Below are 17,938 nucleotides of genomic sequence, written 5' to 3' on the forward strand. Positions count from 1 at the left end.
ATAATATTTTTGAAGGGGAGTTTTTATGGAACAAAATGTTTTAAAAAATAAAAAAGTTTCAGAGCTTAGGGAAATGGCGAAAAGTTTTTCTATTGAAGGCTATGAAAAAATGAAAAAAGCGGAGCTTCTGACTGCGCTTGAGGCACAGGAAACCAAACCGCAGGAGGAGAGTCCTTCCGGCACGTCCGATTCCAATACCGGAAGAAAGGCAGAGGCGCAGAAAGAAACTTCTCAGGTGCCGTCCCCGGAGGAAAGACAGCACAAAGAAGAAAGACCGGAAGTAGAGGGCATCCTCGAGCTGGCGGACGGAGGCTTCGGATTCCTGAGATTCTCCAATTTTTTGACCAGCGATAAAGACATCTATGTCTCCCCGTCGCAAATCAGAAGGTTCAATTTAAAGACGGGAGATAAAATAAAGGGCATCTCCAGAAAACCAAATGAGGGAGAACGCTTTGGCGCATTGCTTTATGTACTTACCGTAAATGGAGATGAACCGGGCGTTGCCATGAGGCGGCCTGATTTTGATGATCTGACACCAATCTTTCCCAAGGAGAGGTTATCTTTAGAGACAGGCATCAGAAATGATACGGCCATGAGGCTTATCGATCTGGTAGCACCTATAGGAAAAGGGCAGAGAGGTATTATTGTCGCACCTCCTAAAGCCGGTAAAACCATTCTTCTCAAAAAAATTGCCAACACCATTGAAACAAAATATCCGGAGATTGAAATGATCGTTCTTCTGGTAGATGAAAGACCGGAGGAAGTAACCGACATGAAGCGGTCGCTGACCAGCGGAGAAGTCATTTATTCCACCTTTGATGAAATGCCGCAGCACCACGTAAAGGTTGCGGAAATGGTTTTGGCCAGAGCTCAGAGACTGGCTGAGCACGGCAAGGATGTGGTGATCCTTTTGGACAGCATTACAAGATTAGCCCGCGCCTACAATTTAGTAGTACCGGCTTCGGGCAGAACGCTGTCGGGAGGATTGGATCCGGGAGCCCTGCATAAGCCAAAGAAATTTTTCGGTGCGGCGCGAAAGCTGGAAGAAGGAGGAAGCATCACCATATTGGCCACAGCCCTTGTAGAGACCGGAAGCCGTATGGACGATGTGATTTTTGAGGAATTTAAAGGAACCGGTAACATGGAACTTCATCTGGACAGAAAGCTGTCCGAAAAGAGAATATTCCCTGCTATTAATTTAAATAAATCGGGAACCAGACGAGAGGATCTGCTGATGACTCCGGAAGAAGTAGAGGCTGTGTGGATGATGAGAAGAGCCATGGCTAATCTGGGGACTCAGGAAGTAACAGAAACAATTATTGATAATCTTGCTCACACCAGAAACAATGCAGACTTTATTCAGGTCATAAAAAAGAGCAAGCTTGCAGAGCAAAAGTAGAAGTTGAGATTGTACACAACTTAAGCAGGAGCAAAATATGGATTTAAGTAAAATATTTTTAAAAGAAGCCTGCCCTACCAGTGTGGGAGGCCAGGCCGTCATGGAAGGCATCATGATGCGGGGACAAGAACGCACAGCCATAGCGGTGCGTATGCCGGACGGTGTCATCCATTTGAAAACAGAAAAGTTAAAACCCAAAGGAAAGGTGTGGAAGATTCCCCTCCTTCGCGGTGTGGTATCTTTTGGCTCTTCCCTTGTGACCGGAACGAAAACGTTGATGTATTCTGCGGAAGCTTTGGAAAACTATGAAAACGAACACGCAGAAGAGTTGGCAAAAATTCGTGAAGAACAGAGAGCTGCGGGAACAGAGGACGGAAGTATTAAAGGGCCGGAGTATTACGAAAAAGATAAATTTACCCTATGGACTGAAAAGCATTTTGGAGAAAAAGCAGCGTGGAACATGATGATTTATGCTTCTGTTGTGCTTGCCCTTCTTTTTACCGTAGGAATTTTTATCGTGGTGCCTACCATCGCAGTCAACTGGTGCGGCCGGCTGATCCAGAATGAAATTCTTCTCAATCTGATTGAAGGCATATTGCGTATCGTATTGTTTGTAGGTTATATCATGCTTATTTCAAAGATGGAGGATATTAAAAGGGTATTTCAGTTCCACGGGGCGGAGCACAAATGCATCCATTGCTTTGAAAACGGTCTGGAACTTACGCCGGCAAACTGCAAACCGTTCTATACTTTACATCCCAGATGCGGAACCAGCTTTCTGATGTTCATTATGGTGATCAGCTTAATCCTGTTCTCACTTTTAGGCTGGCCGAACCTGCTTTTGCGGGTGACCTCCAGAATATTGCTGATACCGGTGATAGCAGGGCTTTCCTATGAGCTGCTCAAATGGGCGGGACGCAGTGATAACATTGTGGTTCGGATTTTGAGCCTGCCGGGATTGTATTTACAGAAGCTCACCACGAAGGAACCTGATGAGAAACAGCTGGAAGTGGCTATCGTGGCGATGAAGGCGGTCATGGTTCCGGCAGAGACAGAAGAATTAGACTTGTATATGCCTTCCTATGAAGCATATACGCAAGAGGTTTTGCTAGGTAAATAACCTGATCAAGGGGGAATATATAAATGGCGATGATTGTAAAAGAAATGCTTGAAATGGGGCAGAAGACTCTGGAGGGTGCAGGAATTTATGACGCCAAGGTAGATGCGGAACGTTTGCTTTGTCATATGCTCAGCCTAGAAAGAGGCGAACTTTTTATGATTTGGTCCAAGAGGATGGAGGACGGCCAGTGCAGCCGCTACTTTGAGCTGATTGATGCCAGAGCCACCAGACTGCCTCTGCAGCACATAACCGGGGTACAGCAATTTATGGGCTATGATTTCAAGATCGACAAGAATGTGCTGATTCCCCGGCTCGATACAGAGCTTTTGGCAGAAGCGGTCATGGAATACGCGGAATATTTTAAGGGGAAAATTATGCTTCTCGATCTCTGCTGCGGAAGCGGAGCCATAGGCATAAGTCTGTCCAAACTGTGCAAAAATATGAAAATTGTCTGCAGCGATATCAGCGAAGACGCTGTGCGGCTCACAAAGGAAAATGCAAAAGCCTTAAAGGCGAATATTACCGTTAAAAAAGGAGATTTGTTCGAACCCTTTAAGGGACGATTAGGCAATACAAAATTTGACATCATCGTCTCCAATCCACCCTATATAGAAACAGAAGTCATCTCCACCTTAGAGGAAGAGGTGCGGCTGCACGAACCGCATCTGGCTCTGGATGGCGGAAAAGACGGAATGGAGTTTTACAGGCAGATTCTGAAGGAGGCCCCAAAGTATTTAAACAAAGGCGGCATGCTCTTTTTGGAAGTCGGTCACAATCAGGGAAACATCTTAGCAGATAAGCTTGCCCATATGGGACAGTATACCGATATAGAAGTTCGAAAAGATTATAATGAATTTGACAGAGTTGTCATCTGTAAAACACAGGTGAAGTAGCAGAAAGTTAATGGAATGAATGCGATAAAACAAAACAGAGTTCTCATGGCTGTGGTAATTATTACTACAGCTGTTTGTCTTAGAGCTCCCATAACCTCGGTGGGCTCTATTTTATATTGCATCGTGGAGGATCTGAAACTGTCAAGCACGGTCGCCGGTTCTATCACGACGATCCCGCTGATCGTCATCGCACTTTTGTCGCCCTGTGTCAGCAAGATCAGTGAACGAACCGGCGTCAATCAGTCCTTGCTGCTTGGAATGGGTATCCTGCTGACAGGAATCCTTCTCCGGTCCTTTGGCGGCATCATAGGCCTGATCGTTGGAACAGCTCTGGTTGGTGCCGGTATCGCCTTCGGAAATGTGTTAATTCCGGCTATCATAAAAAGCTTTTTCCCGGACAAGATCGGGACGATGACGGGGATGTTCACCACGACCATGTCCATTTGTTCGGGAATCGGAGCAGGCATCAGTGTTCCGCTGGCCGTAACATGGGGCTGGGGCTGGCGGCTGACCTTCTGCATTTGGGCGGTTGCCGCACTGGCGGCCATCCTGGTATCCCTCATGCAGATGAGAAGAATGAAGGATACCCCTTCCCGCACAGGGGAAGAGGCTGTTAAAAGGAAAGAGCAGACACCGCTGTATAAGATCCCGCTGGTCTGGTGGATCGCGGGAATGTTCGGCGGACAGTCCTGTGTCTTTTATATGATGGTCACCTGGCTGCCGACTATAGCCACAGACCGGGGGATTTCTGCCATGGCCGCAGGGGTCCTTGCAACGGTTTTTTCCGTATCTGCCATTCCTGCCAATTTTGGAATCCCTTTACTGGCGGGCCGCTGCAAAAATCAAAGCAGGCTGGCGGCAGGCATAGCCGGTCTGGGCGTAATAGGCTTGCTGGGAATCCTGCTGGCTAAATCGCTGGCCGTGCTGTTTGTCAGTGCGGCTGTTGTGGCTTTGAGTCTGGGAGGAACCTTTAGCTTAAGCCTTGTCTTATTTGGCATGAGGACTTCCGACGGGGTACAGGCGGCTCGGCTGTCCGGTTTTGCTCAGAGTGCGGGCTATGTGATGGCGGCGGTAGGCCCTGCCTTGGCGGGGGCGGTTTATGACCTGTGGGGAGATTGGAATTTTCCCGTTCTTCTGGCTGTTTTTATCATGATATTTGACTTGATTGCGGCATATATAGCAGGTCAGGATCGGCAGATTTAAGGCGCCCTTGGTTCAATCCGGCTTTAACCAAATTTTGGGGGATCTTTTTAAATGTAGTTTTTTGTAAAAATATCTTGCTAATGGGTCAGGCATTTGATATAATGTAAAGGCTGTAGTTACAGCAATAATGCGGAGGCCGCGGGGCCAAGAGCAAAGGAGAGGTGCATAGCATGAAGGAAGGAATCCATCCAGATTATAAGGAATGTAAAGTTACTTGCGCATGCGGCAACACGTTCATGACAAAGTCAAATAAAGAAGAGATCCGAGTTGAAGTTTGTTCAGCTTGTCATCCGTTCTTTACAGGACAGCAGAAGTTCATTAACCGTGGCGGTCGTGTTGAAAAGTTCAAGACAAAGTATCACATCGACTAATTCAAGAAGTAGCTTTAAATTAACTGGAAATATCAATTTCCAGTTTTTTTTTACTATAAATTATGTTATACTAAATAGTTAGTATGGAGGGAACTGGGCATTTTGCCAAAACAGTTCCGATCGGCATGGAGAGATATAACCAAAAATTAAGGAGAACGATAGATGTTTGATAAATTGGATTTCATATTAGAAAAGTATGAAGAGCTTTCTTTGAAGGTTTCAGACCCGGAGGTCATTAATAACCAGCCGGTGTGGCAGAAACACATCAAGGAAATGGGTGAGATGGAACCCATTGTAAATAAGTATAGGGAATATAAAAAAGCAAAAGAAGATCTGCAGGATGCTAAAGAAATGCTGGAGGAAAACGATGAGGAACTCCGGGAAATGGCTAAAATGGAGATCAGTGAACTGGAATCTGCCATTGAAAGCATTTCAGAGGAGCTGAAGATCCTGCTCCTTCCGAAAGATCCCAATGATGACAGAAACGTCATTTTGGAAGTGAGAGCCGGAACCGGCGGAGACGAAGCCGCGTTGTTCGGTGCGGATCTTTTAAGAATGTATACGAGATATGCAGAGCGGAGAGGTTGGAAAACCGAGCTTCTGGAGCTGAACGATACGGGTATCGGCGGCGTTAAGGAAGCGGTCATGCTGGTCAAAGGAAAGGGAGCTTACAGCCGATTGAAATATGAAAGCGGTGCGCACCGGGTTCAGCGTGTGCCGGAAACCGAATCCTCCGGGCGAATTCACACCTCGGCTGCCACCGTTGCCGTGCTTCCGGAAGTGGATGACGTAGAGGTTGAAATCAATCCCAACGATGTTCGCGTAGATGTGTACCGGGCATCAGGAAACGGCGGACAGTGTGTAAATACTACCGATTCAGCCGTAAGACTGACCCACATTCCTACCGGCTTGGTGGTGACTTGTCAGGATGAAAAATCCCAGATAAAAAATAAAGAAAAAGCGTTTAAAGTTCTGCGTTCCAGATTATATGACCTGATGCAGCAGGAACAAAATAAAGAGATTGCAGATCAGAGAAAGAGTCAGGTCGGAAGCGGCGACCGCAGTGAAAGAATCCGAACCTATAACTTTCCACAGGGAAGGGTATCCGATCACCGAATCAATATGACCATTTATAAACTGGATTATTTTCTGGATGGAGATTTAGATGAAATTATTGACGGATTGATCACCAGCGACCAGGCGGAGAAGATGAAAAACTTCTAAAGAGCGGTCGGGCTTGCGGGAATCGATAAAGGATAAAACACAAATACACGAATCATAGAAGAGATAGAACGAATGGAAACCAAACTTTTAGAAATCACAACTGAAAATATGGAGCAGGCGGCGAGGATGATCGCAGACGGAAAGCTGGTTGCTTTTCCCACGGAGACCGTATATGGTCTGGGAGCGGATGCCATGAACGGCGAAGCAGTGGGAAAGGTGTATGCCGCGAAGGGAAGGCCCAGCGACAACCCGATGATTGTTCACATTGCAGACAAAAAGGATTTAGCCCGTTTGACACCGGTGGTAACGGAGGTCATGAAAGCATTGATGGAAGCTTTCTGGCCGGGACCGCTGACGATGATTGTGAATAAGCTGCCGGGTATCCCGGATGCCACTACGGGGGGGCTGGATACGGTGGGCATCCGAATGCCTTCCGACGAAACAGCCAGAGCGCTTATTCGTCAATCCGGATGTCCGATTGCCGCGCCCAGTGCCAATATATCGGGAAGACCCAGCCCTACTACGGCTCAGCATGTAGTGACGGATCTGGCCGGAAAAATTGATGCCATTTTGATGGGAGACGAATGTCAAGTTGGCATAGAGTCTACCGTGGTGGATGTGACCGGTGAGAACCCCATGATTCTGAGACCGGGGATTATTACAAGGGGAGAGCTTGAGAATGCAGTAGTAAAAATCGGGAAGAAAGTGGAATTGGATCCCGCCCTGCTGGTAAACAGGCCCAGAGACGTTTCTGAACCAGATTTTAAACCAAAGGCTCCCGGCATGAAATATAAGCATTACGCCCCAAAAGCTGAGATGTTGATCATTTCCGGGGAAATAGCTAAGGTTAAGACAGAAATAGACAGGCTGAAATCGGAGAATGAAGCAAAAGGTAAAAAAGTAGGCGTGATTTTATTTGAAAAGGATCAATCCCGGGAAGCGGCCCACGACTTTTTTGCCAGGCTTCGTGAATTTGATGAACAGAAGGCGGATCTTATTTTAGCGGGTGCCTTGGATCCCAATGATGGGGTAGGCTTTGCAGTCATGAATAGAATGCTGAAATCAGCAGGCTATCATATAATAAATGTATAAAAGATGTATGGATTTGTAAAAGAAAGGGAAAAAATATGAAAATAGCACTGGCCAGCGATCATGGTGGCTTCGAACTAAAAGAAACGATTAAAAAGTATTTGGAAGAGCTGGGAGTGGAAGTTCTCGATCTGGGAACGCACACGACGGAATCCGTAGACTATCCGAATTATGGAAAAATCTGCGGTGAAGCGGTGGTTTCAGGAAAAGCGGACAGGGGTATCGTTTTCTGCGGTACAGGTATCGGCATTTCCATTGCGGCAAATAAGGTAAAAGGGGTACGGTGTGCCCTGTGTACCGACGTTAGCATGGCAGAAATGGCGAGAAAGCATAATGACGCCAATCTTCTCGCTTTGGGCGGAAGAACCACGGACACCGAAACAGCCAGAGCCATTACAAAGGTGTGGCTGGAGACAGCGTTCGAGGGCGGCAGGCATCAGCGCCGTGTAGATATGTTGGACAACATGTAAAATACAAAATTTAATAATAAAACAAACGCAGGCAAAGCAAGGGAGGAAATAATAAATGGGTAAAGTATATGTATTTGATCATCCGTTAATTCAGCACAAGACAGCAATGATTCGAAAGGCAGACACAAGTGTAAAGGATTTCAGAGAAATGGTGAGAGAAATTTCCATGCTGATGGGATATGAAGCTACCAGAAATCTTCCGCTGGAAGAAGTTGAAATCGAAACACCGATGTGCAAGACCACGATGAAAATGCTTCAGGGAGAAGATATTGCAATTGTTCCGATCCTGAGAGCAGGTCTTGGCATGGTAGATGGAATGCTGGCCCTTGTTCCGAATGCAAAGGTAGGACATGTGGGACTGTACAGAGACCCGGAAACCCATATCCCTGTTGAATATTACTGTAAGCTGCCGACAGATATTGCCAAAAGGCAGGTATTCGTAGTGGATCCGATGCTTGCTACAGGCGGAAGTGCCATTGCGGCGATTGATTTTATTAAGGCCAAGGGCGCAAAAGACATTATCTTTATGTGCCTGATTGCTTCACCGGAAGGAATTGAGGCATTACAGAAAGCACATCCGGACGTAGACATTTTTATCGCGGCAAAGGATGAAAAGCTGAATGAAAATGCTTATATTATTCCTGGATTGGGCGATGCAGGGGACCGTTTATACGGTACGAAATAAGTAAAAATTTTCTGGCAGCATGAAGCTGCTGAAAAGTGGCTGATTGGAGGAACATATGAATTTTATACCCGATAACGTGAGCAAGTACGACAACGTGTATGACGTACTGAAGGAAAGAGGCTTTATAGAGCAGTGCACCAATGAAGAGGAAGTCCGAGAACTTTTAGGGAAAGAAAAGATCAAGTTTTATATCGGCTTTGATCCCACTGCGGATTGCCTGCATGTCGGTCATTTTATGCAGGTGATCATTATGATGTACATGCAGAAATATGGACATACTCCCATTGTTCTGATCGGCGGAGGTACGGGAATGGTAGGCGATCCGTCCGGCAGGTCGGATATGCGTCAGATGATGACTCCGGAGACTGTGCAGGAAAACTGCAATGCATTTAAAAAGCTTTTTGACAAATTCCTGGATTTCGATGAGGAATGGGTCTATACCGGAGGAGACGGCAGGACCTTTGGAAAGGCTTCCGCCAATAAAGAGCCGGATCCGGGAAAGGCGATCTGCCTCAACAATGCATCGTGGCTGATGAATCTGAATTATGTGGAGTTCATTCGGGACATTGGCAGGCATTTTTCCGTGAACAATATGCTGCGTGCAGAATGCTTCAAGCAGAGGTTGGAAAAAGGACTTTCCTTCCTTGAATTTAACTACATGCTGATGCAGTCCTATGACTTTATGGTTATGGCAAGGGACATCGATTGTAAAATGCAGTTCGGCGGAAATGACCAGTGGTCCAATATTCTTGGGGGCGTAGACCTTTGCCGCCGCGAATTGGACAAGCAGGTCTACGGAATGACCTTCTCCCTTTTGACCACCAGTGAAGGCATTAAGATGGGCAAGACCCAGAAGGGCGCTTTATGGCTGGAAGCCGGGAAGACTTCTCCGTATGAGTTCTATCAGTATTGGAGAAATGTGGCGGACCCGGATGTAAACAAGTGTCTGCGCATGTTGACCTTCCTTCCTATGGAGGAGGTAGAGCAGTTGTCCTCCCTGAAAGATCAGGAAATCAATAAGGCGAAAGAAGTGCTGGCCTTTGAGGTGACGAAGATGGTTCACGGGGAAGAAGAGGCGGTAAAAGCTCAAGAAGCGGCCAGAGCAGCATTCAGCGGCGGAGGGGATTTAAGCAACATTCCGACGACCCGAATGTCGGCTTCTGATTTTGAAGGAGAAGGCATGGGCGTGGTCACTCTGATCAAAACCCTGAAATTAGTGCCGAGCAATGGAGAGGGCTTCCGAACCATTGAAGGAGGCGGTCTTTTGATAAACGATGAAAAGGTCACCAACCCGAAAATGATGGTAACAAAAGAGCTGTTCAAGGATGGAATCCTCATCATAAAAAAAGGAAAAAAGACCTTCCACAAGGTAGAAATTTAATAAGTTGCGGTGCTCCGTTTTCGGAGCACCATTTTTGTTTTTTGTCGGAAGAATACGATAAAGGGCAAATCTTAATATTATTTAAGATTATATTAAGGCTGCTTTAAGAATGGTAGATTACATTAAGGAAGCAGCCGCAAAATGAAGCTTAAAAAATTTTTTTCTACTTTTTTGTAAAAAAATGAAACGTTTTAGCGATTAGCTGCGTCTTATATAATATAGGATTATTGGGACTGGAGATTATAGGGGAGCATACTTGTTGAAAAAGATAAAAAAATAGGGGATTGACAGTGTACTATTACAGGTAGTACACTAAAAGAACAGAAGGTGTATTGTGCAGTAGGTGTACTGTAAAAAACAGGGGATATCGGTATACATACAGAAAAACAGAAATACATTTAAAATGCGAACTCTAGGGGTGGAGTTCGCTTTTTAAAAGTAAGGGGAAAACAGAGGGAAACGGATGGAACCATTAATACAAGTAAAAAATGTCCGGAAGATTTACCGGATGGGAGATGAAAAGGTCGTAGCCCTGAACCATGTGAATCTGGAAATATACAGAGGAGAAATTGTATGTTTCCTGGGAACATCAGGATCAGGGAAATCGACCTTTCTCAATATGGTGGCTGGTTTGGAAAAGCCCACCAGAGGCGAAATCTATATTGGTGGGATCCCCATACATAAATTGAACGAGGAGAAGGTGACCCTGTTCCGACAGAAAAATATAGGCTTTATCTTTCAGGCGTATCATCTGCTCCCTATGCTGACAGCCTTAGAAAACGTTAGCTTACCGCTGATTTTTCGGGGGGTCGATAAGAAAAAAAGAAACCGGATTGCCGAAGAGATACTGAGTGCGGTGGGATTAAAGGGGTACGGGAACCGCAGACCCGCCCAGATGAGCGGAGGACAGCAGCAAAGAGTGGGGATTGCAAGAGCTTTAGTGGGAACTCCGAAAATAATATTTGCGGATGAGCCTACAGGAAATCTGGATACCAATACCACAAAAGAAGTTATGAATCTGATTGTCGGACAGGTAAGAAAACATAAACAGACCTTGATTCTGGTCACCCATGACAGGAGTATTGCAGACTATGCGGATAAGATCGTGACCATTCAGGATGGAAATATATTAAGTGTTACTGTAAGAGATTGTGTGGAGAAAGAAGAAAAGGGAGAAAAAAGAGATGAACAGTAGAAGAAGCAGCACAAAACGCAGAGGGAGTCTGGCAATGACCGTTGCCATGGTTTTATTATATTCCTTGATGCCGGTCTATCTGCCCCAGCAGTTGCCGGGAGCTTTTGCTTATGCAGCCGCCGGCAATGGGGGCGTTTTTATTGAAACCATAGGATCTCCGGGAGGTATGCAGGGAGACGACAATGCCTCGATTGGGTTTCAGATAGAAAATAACAGAGGAGAGAATGTTATCGTACAAAATATGAAGCTGAGCATCGATGGTTCCGGTATCACGGTAGCCGATAATACGGGAAGCGTACTGATCCCTTCCGGCGGAAAGCAGATGGTAAGCTTTTCCGTAAAGATCGCCAAGCATGCGGATACCGGAGAGCGGAACTGTAGTTTCCAGGCAAGCCTGAAGGATGAAAGCGGAGCCGACCTGGCCAACCAGAAGGCCTTAGAGGAGCATACCTCTTTTACGGTCTATGAGAAAATGGCTACAGATGGAGTGGATTCCAAAACAGTGGCAGGTGCAGATATTTCTCATTCTATAGAACCGGCCGGTGGTTTTGTTCAGGGAGACGGAAATAAATTAAGACTGGAAGTGTACAACTTTGGAAATACCACCATTAAAAACGCAGTCGTTTCGCTGACGCTTCCCGAAGGCTTGTCCATTTATAACGGCAGCAATCAGGCTGAGCTGGGTTATGTTTCTGTGGGAAGCCGAAAAAGCATAGAATTTCCTATTACAGTAAAGGATGGAGTGGAGAGTAAAAATTATCCCATAGAGGTTCAGGTCTGGGGACTCAACTACATGAACGGAGAGGTAGTAGCAAAGAAAACCTTTTACATACCGGTGCAAGGCGACGGCAGCGTGGATACCAACAACATTGCGATTACAAATGTGAGCAGCCCGGAAGAGGTTCAGGCGGGACAGCCGTTTAGCTTGGCGTTTTCCGTTCAAAATACCGGATCCGCTGCGATTAAAAATATAAAAATAGCCGTAGAGCCGGCAGAAGGAATTATCAATAAATCCAGAAATATTTTTATTGACAACTTTCCCAAAGGAAGCAGCAAGCAATATTCTGTAAAGCTGTATTCCTTTGACGGAGCAGACGAAAAAAGCTATCCCATAAAGATAACGGCATCGCCTACGAACAGCAGCGCTGAGAAGGATACGGTGCCCGGTGTGACGGAGTATGCTACGGTTACGATCCTGTCAGACGGAAGCACCTCTAAAAAACCACAGTTAATGGTGGACAACTATTCCTATGGTGGAAGTGTCGTTCAGGCCGGAACAGCCTTTTATCTGAATTTGGGTCTTTTTAATACTTCGGGAAAGACCCTTACCAATGTTAAGGTCTCTTTAAGTAATGAGGACGGGGTTTTCGTGCCGGTGGGCGGGAGTAATTCCTTTTTTATTGACAGCCTAAAAGCCAAGGGACATTATACAAAGAGCATCAAGATGAATACAAAGCCGCAGGCTGAACAGAAGACCACGCCTATCACTGTAAAAATGTCGTATGAAGCCGGTTCCGGAGACCCGCTGGAATCCGAGGATGTCATAGCAGTTCCGGTGACTCAGAAGACCCGGCTTGCTGTGGATGACATCGTGCCGCCCATGGAGCTTTATGTGGGCCAGCAGGGATCCTGCGAGCTGGATTTCTACAACATGGGGAAAACTCCTTTAAATAATCTGCGGGTCAACTGCGAGGGAAATTTTGATGTGATGGAGTCCAATAGTTACTATGCGGGAAACATGGAAAGCGGGAAGAGCGACAGCTACCGGTTTAATTTTATTCCCAGAGAGGTGGGACCCATGGAGGGGACCATCACCTTTACCTTTGAGGATGGGAACGGTGATCCGCAATTTTTGGAAGTCCCCTTTACCTTTCAGGCCATGGAAGCTCCCGAAGACGATGGGTTGAACATGGAGGAACCGGAAGCAGAAAAAAAGGCTCCCTGGGCACTTATTATAGCCGTAGGGGTGATCGCTGCCGGTATTGTGGGCGGCATACTGTTTAAAAGGCACCGGAAGAAAAAGCTTCATGCGGCTCTTGAAATAGAGGATGATTTTGATTTTGAGATAAAAGAACCGGCGGACAGCAGTGAAAGACCAGAGGGCAAATAAGGAGCAGAGGTATGAATAACAGAGATTTGATCGGCCTGTGTGTTCGCAATCTGCTGAGACGGCGCACGAGGACTTTGCTGGCGGTAGTCGGCGTGGTGGTGGGCACCTGTGCTATTGTTGTCATGATGTCCATAGGCTTTGGTCTGACGGACAGCTATCAGGAACAAATTGAAAGCTATGGAAATCTTCATATGATTACGGTCATGAGTAATGGAGATGGTCAGATGATGCAGCAGATGAAAGATGCAAAAGGAGTCATCAACGATAAGGCTCTTGTGCAAATGGAAAAAATGGAAGGGGTCGGGGCGGTTACACCGGTGGTAAGCGAATATCTTGTCATTGGAGTCGGTAAAAAAATTGCCCAGACCGAGGTGCTGGGGATTCGCCCGGAGGTATTGGAAAAGTTCAATTATAAGGTGCTGGAGGGCGGACGGCTGCTTCAGCCTTCGGATAAGTATGAGATCCTGTTTGGCAATCAGGTTCCCACCTGGTTTCAGGACCCCGGAAGCGATGAATGGAGCGGCGAGCCGCTGGACGTTATGTCAGCCAAGAAAATGATTATTACGGGGGATGACACATATGGCCAGAAAAAGCAGAACGGGGAAAGCGAAAAGGACGATTCAGATAAGGTCGTATATAAGGAGTATGAGACCCGAGCGGTGGGCGTACTGGAAAATCCAGACGACGATTCGGCATACTGCGCCTATATGAACATTACCGCACTGGAGGATATATCGAAGGAAATTAAAAAGGCTCGAAAGGAAAATACTGTTTCTAGCGGAACGAAAACCTATGAACAAGCCTTGGTATACGTATCGGATATCAACGATTCTGCGGATATAAGCAAACAGCTTCGGGAGCAGGGGTTTCAGACTTCAAGTCCCAGCGACTGGCTGGAGTCCATGAAAGAGACGGCCAAGATGATTCAGGGAATTCTGGGGGGAATAGGCGGAATTTCCCTGCTGGTAGCAGCTCTGGGCATTACCAATACCATGATCATGTCCATTTATGAGCGAACCAAGGAAATCGGTGTTATGAAGGTCATTGGTGCAAATCTTCGGGATATTCGAAAAATGTTTTTGCTTGAAGCTGGAATGATCGGGTTTATAGGCGGTATGGTGGGACTGCTATTCAGTTTGATCGTTTCCCTGCTCATGAATACCGTTCTGAAAGACATTATCAGTCTTGCCCTTGGAAGCATTGGGGGAGGATACGGTTCCTCTATTTCAAAAATTCCGCTCTGGCTTGCGGCGGCGTCTGTTGCCTTTGCTACAGCCATTGGCCTGATGGCCGGATATTATCCGGCGAAGCGTGCTATGAATTTGAGCGCACTGGAAAGCTTAAAAAATGAATAGCCTTATGGAAAAGTCAGAAGACTGCCGCGATTTGTTTTGCTGCGGTCTTTTTTGTATAATAGGAAGAGAACAGTAATCTTAAGAAATTCGTAAGAGTTTCAACGGTTTTTTTGTAAGAATTGGATTTTATGATTGAAATAGAATCAGAAAAGAGGCAAACTGGCCAGATGCGCAGTCAGGAGCAGCTTTTCTGAAAGCGGAGGGTTGAAAATGAACATTTTAGTATGCGATGATGATAAAGAGATTGTGAATGCCATAGAGGTTTATTTAAAAAATGAGGGATATGAGATTTTTAAAGCCTATGACGGGTTTCAGGCGCTGGATATCCTTGAAAAGAACCAGATTCATCTGATTTTGATGGATATTATGATGCCGAAGCTGGATGGTATGCGTACAACTATGAGAATCAGAGAAGGAAAAAATATTCCCATCATCATGCTCTCCGCCAAGTCAGAGGATTATGATAAGATCACGGGATTAAACGTGGGGGCGGATGATTATGTCACAAAGCCTTTTAATCCTCTGGAATTAATTGCTAGAGTCAAATCTCAACTGAGAAGGTATGTAACCCTCGGCAGTCTGGAAAAGAAGAATGGGGTTTTTAAAACAGGGGGATTAGAAATAGACGATGAACAAAAGACCGTCACTCTGGATGGAGAACAGGTCATTGTAACGCCTATTGAGTACGGAATCTTAAAGCTATTGACAGAAAATGCAGGGCGGGTCTTTTCGATGGAACAGATTTATGAAGCGGTTTGGAACGAACCGGCATATAATCCGGAAAATACCGTAGCAGTGCATGTGAGAAGGATTCGGGAGAAAATTGAAATTAATCCGAAGGATCCGAGATATTTAAAGGTGGTGTGGGGAATTGGATACAAAGTTGAAAAATTTTAATGATAATCAGGTGGTTCGGGTACTGGCTTTCCTCATGTGTGCGATGCTGTTTTCAGCTACGCTCATAGGAAGCCTAGCCACAATCGTAGGTATTGAAAAAACAGGTAGGAGCTTTACTCTGGAAGAGATTTTCGGTACGAAGGAGTATTTAGACAGTAACGACTTGCAGCAGGAATTTAAATCGGAAGCTCAAGATCTTGCTCAGTTGATCGGATTTTATAAAAACGAAGCGAACATTAAAGCCGGAAAGCTTCTGAATGAAAACAGCGGAACCCTGGGGGATGCCATTGCAGGGCTTTATTATGAAGGGTATTATTATTACGGAAATAAAAAGATCAGTGCATCTCCGCTGCATATCTCATACGATGTGACAGAGGCGAATGGTACTTATAAGCCGGTGATGCTCATCAACGGTACCTCCTATCCTATAGAAAGCAGCGAAGCGTATATTTCCTACAGCGGTGCGGATCGGGAAGAGGCTTTGCAGTATGCGCAGGGATATGTTACAAGTGAAGCAGACATAGACAATAATTCTTATGTTAAAAAGGCTTTTATGGAAGCCAATAAAACTCAGATTGAGGAAATAAAGGCGATACTGATTAAGTATCAGTTGAGAAGCTTCAATGAACTGAAGCGTGAACTGAACTCTCAGAAAGGCATGCTGTATTTCGTTACGGATGGATCGAGTACTTTTACCAATCTGAAACAAGCGGCAGCGGCTGAGGGAAATGTAACTGCTCCGGACATAGCAGAATTCAAGAAAAATCCGGCCTATATGATCTATAAGGACGGTAATCTGACAAAGAATCCCAAGTCGACGGTGAGCTCGGCTCCGTCTGTAAGAGGGACGGATGCGGAGATCGAAGATTCTTTCTTTACCTTATACAATGATGGTCTAAAAGTATATGTGGCGTTTAATAAGGACTACATTGCTGAAAAGCAGGCGGTATATCAGAACACGTCCGATGTGCTTCATTTGATTCCGCTGATAGCGGGATGCGGCACAGGCTGCCTGATTTTATTCATATACCTTGCAGTGACTACCGGAAGAAGGGATACCAGTGGAAGAAGAAAGCTCTATACACTGGACAGAATATGGACGGAGCTTCAGCTGATAGGAATCTGTACCGCAGTAGGCCTGGGAATCTGGGTCAGCGGAACGGCTTTTTATAATTGGGTCTGGTCCGGGGCAGCGCCTTCGATGGAAATAGCCGTTGTGTCCGGGATTTGTGTCCTTCTGGCCGGAGCCGGATTATGGTTCATCCTATCCTGTATCAGACTGCTTAAAGCGCATCAATTTATAAAAAATTCACTGATCTATAAGCTGTGGAACCTGATTATTCTCAAATGGTGGGGTAAGGTATGGGAAGGTGTTAAAGCAGTCTATACGGGAAGCAGTCTGATGAAAAAGATTGTGATTGGTGCTCTAGTGGGATGTGTCCTTTCTGCCACGATTTTTTTAGCACCGGTGGTCTTTCTGGTAATCATTGCCTTTGCCCCAAAATGGGTGAAGAAATTTGAAGGAATCAAGGAAGGCATTGAAGAAGTCAAGAGCGGAAACCTCACGTATAAAATTCCTGCGGAAGGGAACGGCGAGTTAGACAGGCTGGCCAGAAGTATCAATGAGATCTCGGAAGCTTCCAACGTGGCTGTTCAAAACGAATTGAAGAATCAGAGAATGAAAACAGATTTGATTTCCAATGTATCTCATGATTTGAAAACACCTCTTACTTCCATGGTGACGTATATCGATCTTCTCAAAAGTGAGGGGCTGGACAGTGAGAATGCGCCGGAATACGTAAGAATATTGGATGAAAAAACAGAACGGCTTCGACACTTGACCGAAGATCTGTTTGAGGCGGCTAAGGCTTCCAGCGGCGCTATGCCCGTCCATTTAGAAAAGGTGGAGCTGCTTTCCCTGATCAACCAGGGGCTGGGGGAGATGGATCAGCGGATTCAGGATTCCGGGCTGGATTTTATCGTCCATGCAGAACGCGACAAGTACTATGTCCTCGCAGACGGGCAGCTGCTTTGGCGGGTGGTGGAAAATCTTCTGGGCAATGTCCTGAAATATGCGCTGGAAAACAGTCGGGTCTATATTGATATAAAGGATAGAGGCGGCAGCGAAAAGCCGGCAAGCATTGTGACTCTGGAGATGAAAAACATTTCAAAGAATCCGCTGAATATCAGTGCAGACGAACTGATGGAACGGTTCAAGCGCGGAGATGAGTCTCGAACCACTGAAGGCAGCGGCTTAGGCTTGGCTATCGCAAAGGATTTGGTGAAATTGCAGAATGGCTGGCTTGACGTGGTGATCGACGGGGATTTGTTCAAGGCACAGGTCATGCTGAGTAAATATCCGGAGGATAAAAAAGACGAAGAGCCGGAAAATAAAAAAGAAAAAAATCAGTAAAAATCAAAAGGGAACTCACAAACGGGAAAAGTAGTGTGCGTTCCCTTTTGTTGTGGTGTTATATTTTTATCTAGGGGAACGAATATTATAGATAAATTTATCTATAATATTGTTGACGCATATATAGCTTGAG

General features: G+C 45.8%; 15 protein-coding genes. All 15 read left to right on the plus strand.

From position 1 onward, the window contains the following. The first annotated feature begins 25 nt into the window (after nt 1-25). The 15 genes from rho to EQM06_RS01175 all read left to right on the plus strand — a co-directional run bounded on the left by rho (nt 26) and on the right by EQM06_RS01175 (nt 17,805). Nucleotides 26-1,399 (plus strand): transcription termination factor Rho, encoded by a 1,374-nt coding sequence (gene rho / locus EQM06_RS01105; protein ID WP_128744589.1) that lies wholly within the window; start codon nt 26-28, stop codon nt 1,397-1,399. A gap of 37 nt (nt 1,400-1,436) precedes the next feature. Beyond that, complete coding sequence (locus EQM06_RS01110; protein WP_128744590.1) at nt 1,437-2,519, plus strand: DUF1385 domain-containing protein; 1,083 nt, start codon at nt 1,437-1,439, stop codon at nt 2,517-2,519. A gap of 23 nt (nt 2,520-2,542) precedes the next feature. Next, nucleotides 2,543-3,412, plus strand: a complete 870-nt coding sequence (gene prmC, locus EQM06_RS01115; RefSeq protein WP_230974989.1) for a peptide chain release factor N(5)-glutamine methyltransferase — start codon at nt 2,543-2,545, stop codon at nt 3,410-3,412. A 15-nt stretch (nt 3,413-3,427) separates the two neighbouring features. Then, nucleotides 3,428-4,615: an MFS transporter gene (locus tag EQM06_RS01120; RefSeq protein ID WP_128744591.1), complete on the plus strand. Its 1,188-nt coding sequence runs from the start codon at nt 3,428-3,430 to the stop codon at nt 4,613-4,615. Nucleotides 4,616-4,785: 170 nt separating this feature from the next. Then, entirely contained in the window at nt 4,786-4,986 is a 201-nt protein-coding gene (gene rpmE, locus EQM06_RS01125) for a 50S ribosomal protein L31 (RefSeq protein ID WP_128746750.1), read from the plus strand. A 162-nt stretch (nt 4,987-5,148) separates the two neighbouring features. Further along, on the plus strand, nt 5,149-6,210 hold the full coding sequence (gene prfA, locus EQM06_RS01130) for a peptide chain release factor 1 (RefSeq protein ID WP_128744592.1): 1,062 nt from the start codon (nt 5,149-5,151) through the stop codon (nt 6,208-6,210). A gap of 72 nt (nt 6,211-6,282) precedes the next feature. Beyond that, nucleotides 6,283-7,302 (plus strand): L-threonylcarbamoyladenylate synthase, encoded by a 1,020-nt coding sequence (locus tag EQM06_RS01135; protein ID WP_128744593.1) that lies wholly within the window; start codon nt 6,283-6,285, stop codon nt 7,300-7,302. A 35-nt stretch (nt 7,303-7,337) separates the two neighbouring features. After that, entirely contained in the window at nt 7,338-7,769 is a 432-nt protein-coding gene (rpiB, locus tag EQM06_RS01140) for a ribose 5-phosphate isomerase B (RefSeq protein WP_128744594.1), read from the plus strand. A 55-nt stretch (nt 7,770-7,824) separates the two neighbouring features. Further along, entirely contained in the window at nt 7,825-8,454 is a 630-nt protein-coding gene (gene upp, locus EQM06_RS01145; protein ID WP_128744595.1) for a uracil phosphoribosyltransferase, read from the plus strand. 55 nt (nt 8,455-8,509) lie between these two features. Continuing rightward, nucleotides 8,510-9,835, plus strand: a complete 1,326-nt coding sequence (gene tyrS / locus EQM06_RS01150) for a tyrosine--tRNA ligase (protein ID WP_128744596.1) — start codon at nt 8,510-8,512, stop codon at nt 9,833-9,835. Between the two features lie 463 nt (nt 9,836-10,298). Then, nucleotides 10,299-11,030, plus strand: coding sequence for an ABC transporter ATP-binding protein (locus EQM06_RS01155; protein ID WP_128744597.1), 732 nt, complete (start codon nt 10,299-10,301; stop codon nt 11,028-11,030). Beyond that, the gene (locus tag EQM06_RS01160; RefSeq protein ID WP_128744598.1) at nt 11,020-13,140 is read left to right on the plus strand and encodes a COG1361 S-layer family protein; all 2,121 of its coding nucleotides are present in this window, start codon (nt 11,020-11,022) and stop codon (nt 13,138-13,140) included. The genes EQM06_RS01155 and EQM06_RS01160 overlap by 11 nt, the downstream gene beginning before the upstream one ends. Nucleotides 13,141-13,151: 11 nt before the next feature. Next, nucleotides 13,152-14,495 carry an ABC transporter permease gene (locus tag EQM06_RS01165; RefSeq protein ID WP_128744599.1) on the plus strand — a complete coding sequence of 448 codons (1,344 nt, stop codon included), beginning with the start codon at nt 13,152-13,154 and terminating at the stop codon, nt 14,493-14,495. 210 nt (nt 14,496-14,705) lie between these two features. Continuing rightward, nucleotides 14,706-15,392: a response regulator transcription factor gene (locus EQM06_RS01170; protein WP_128744600.1), complete on the plus strand. Its 687-nt coding sequence runs from the start codon at nt 14,706-14,708 to the stop codon at nt 15,390-15,392. Continuing rightward, nucleotides 15,367-17,805, plus strand: coding sequence for a HAMP domain-containing sensor histidine kinase (locus tag EQM06_RS01175; RefSeq protein WP_128744601.1), 2,439 nt, complete (start codon nt 15,367-15,369; stop codon nt 17,803-17,805). The genes EQM06_RS01170 and EQM06_RS01175 overlap by 26 nt, the downstream gene beginning before the upstream one ends. The last annotated feature ends 133 nt before the right edge of the window (nt 17,806-17,938 follow it).

Source organism: Aminipila luticellarii, assembly GCF_004103735.1.
GTDB lineage: Bacteria > Bacillota > Clostridia > Peptostreptococcales > Anaerovoracaceae > Aminipila > Aminipila luticellarii.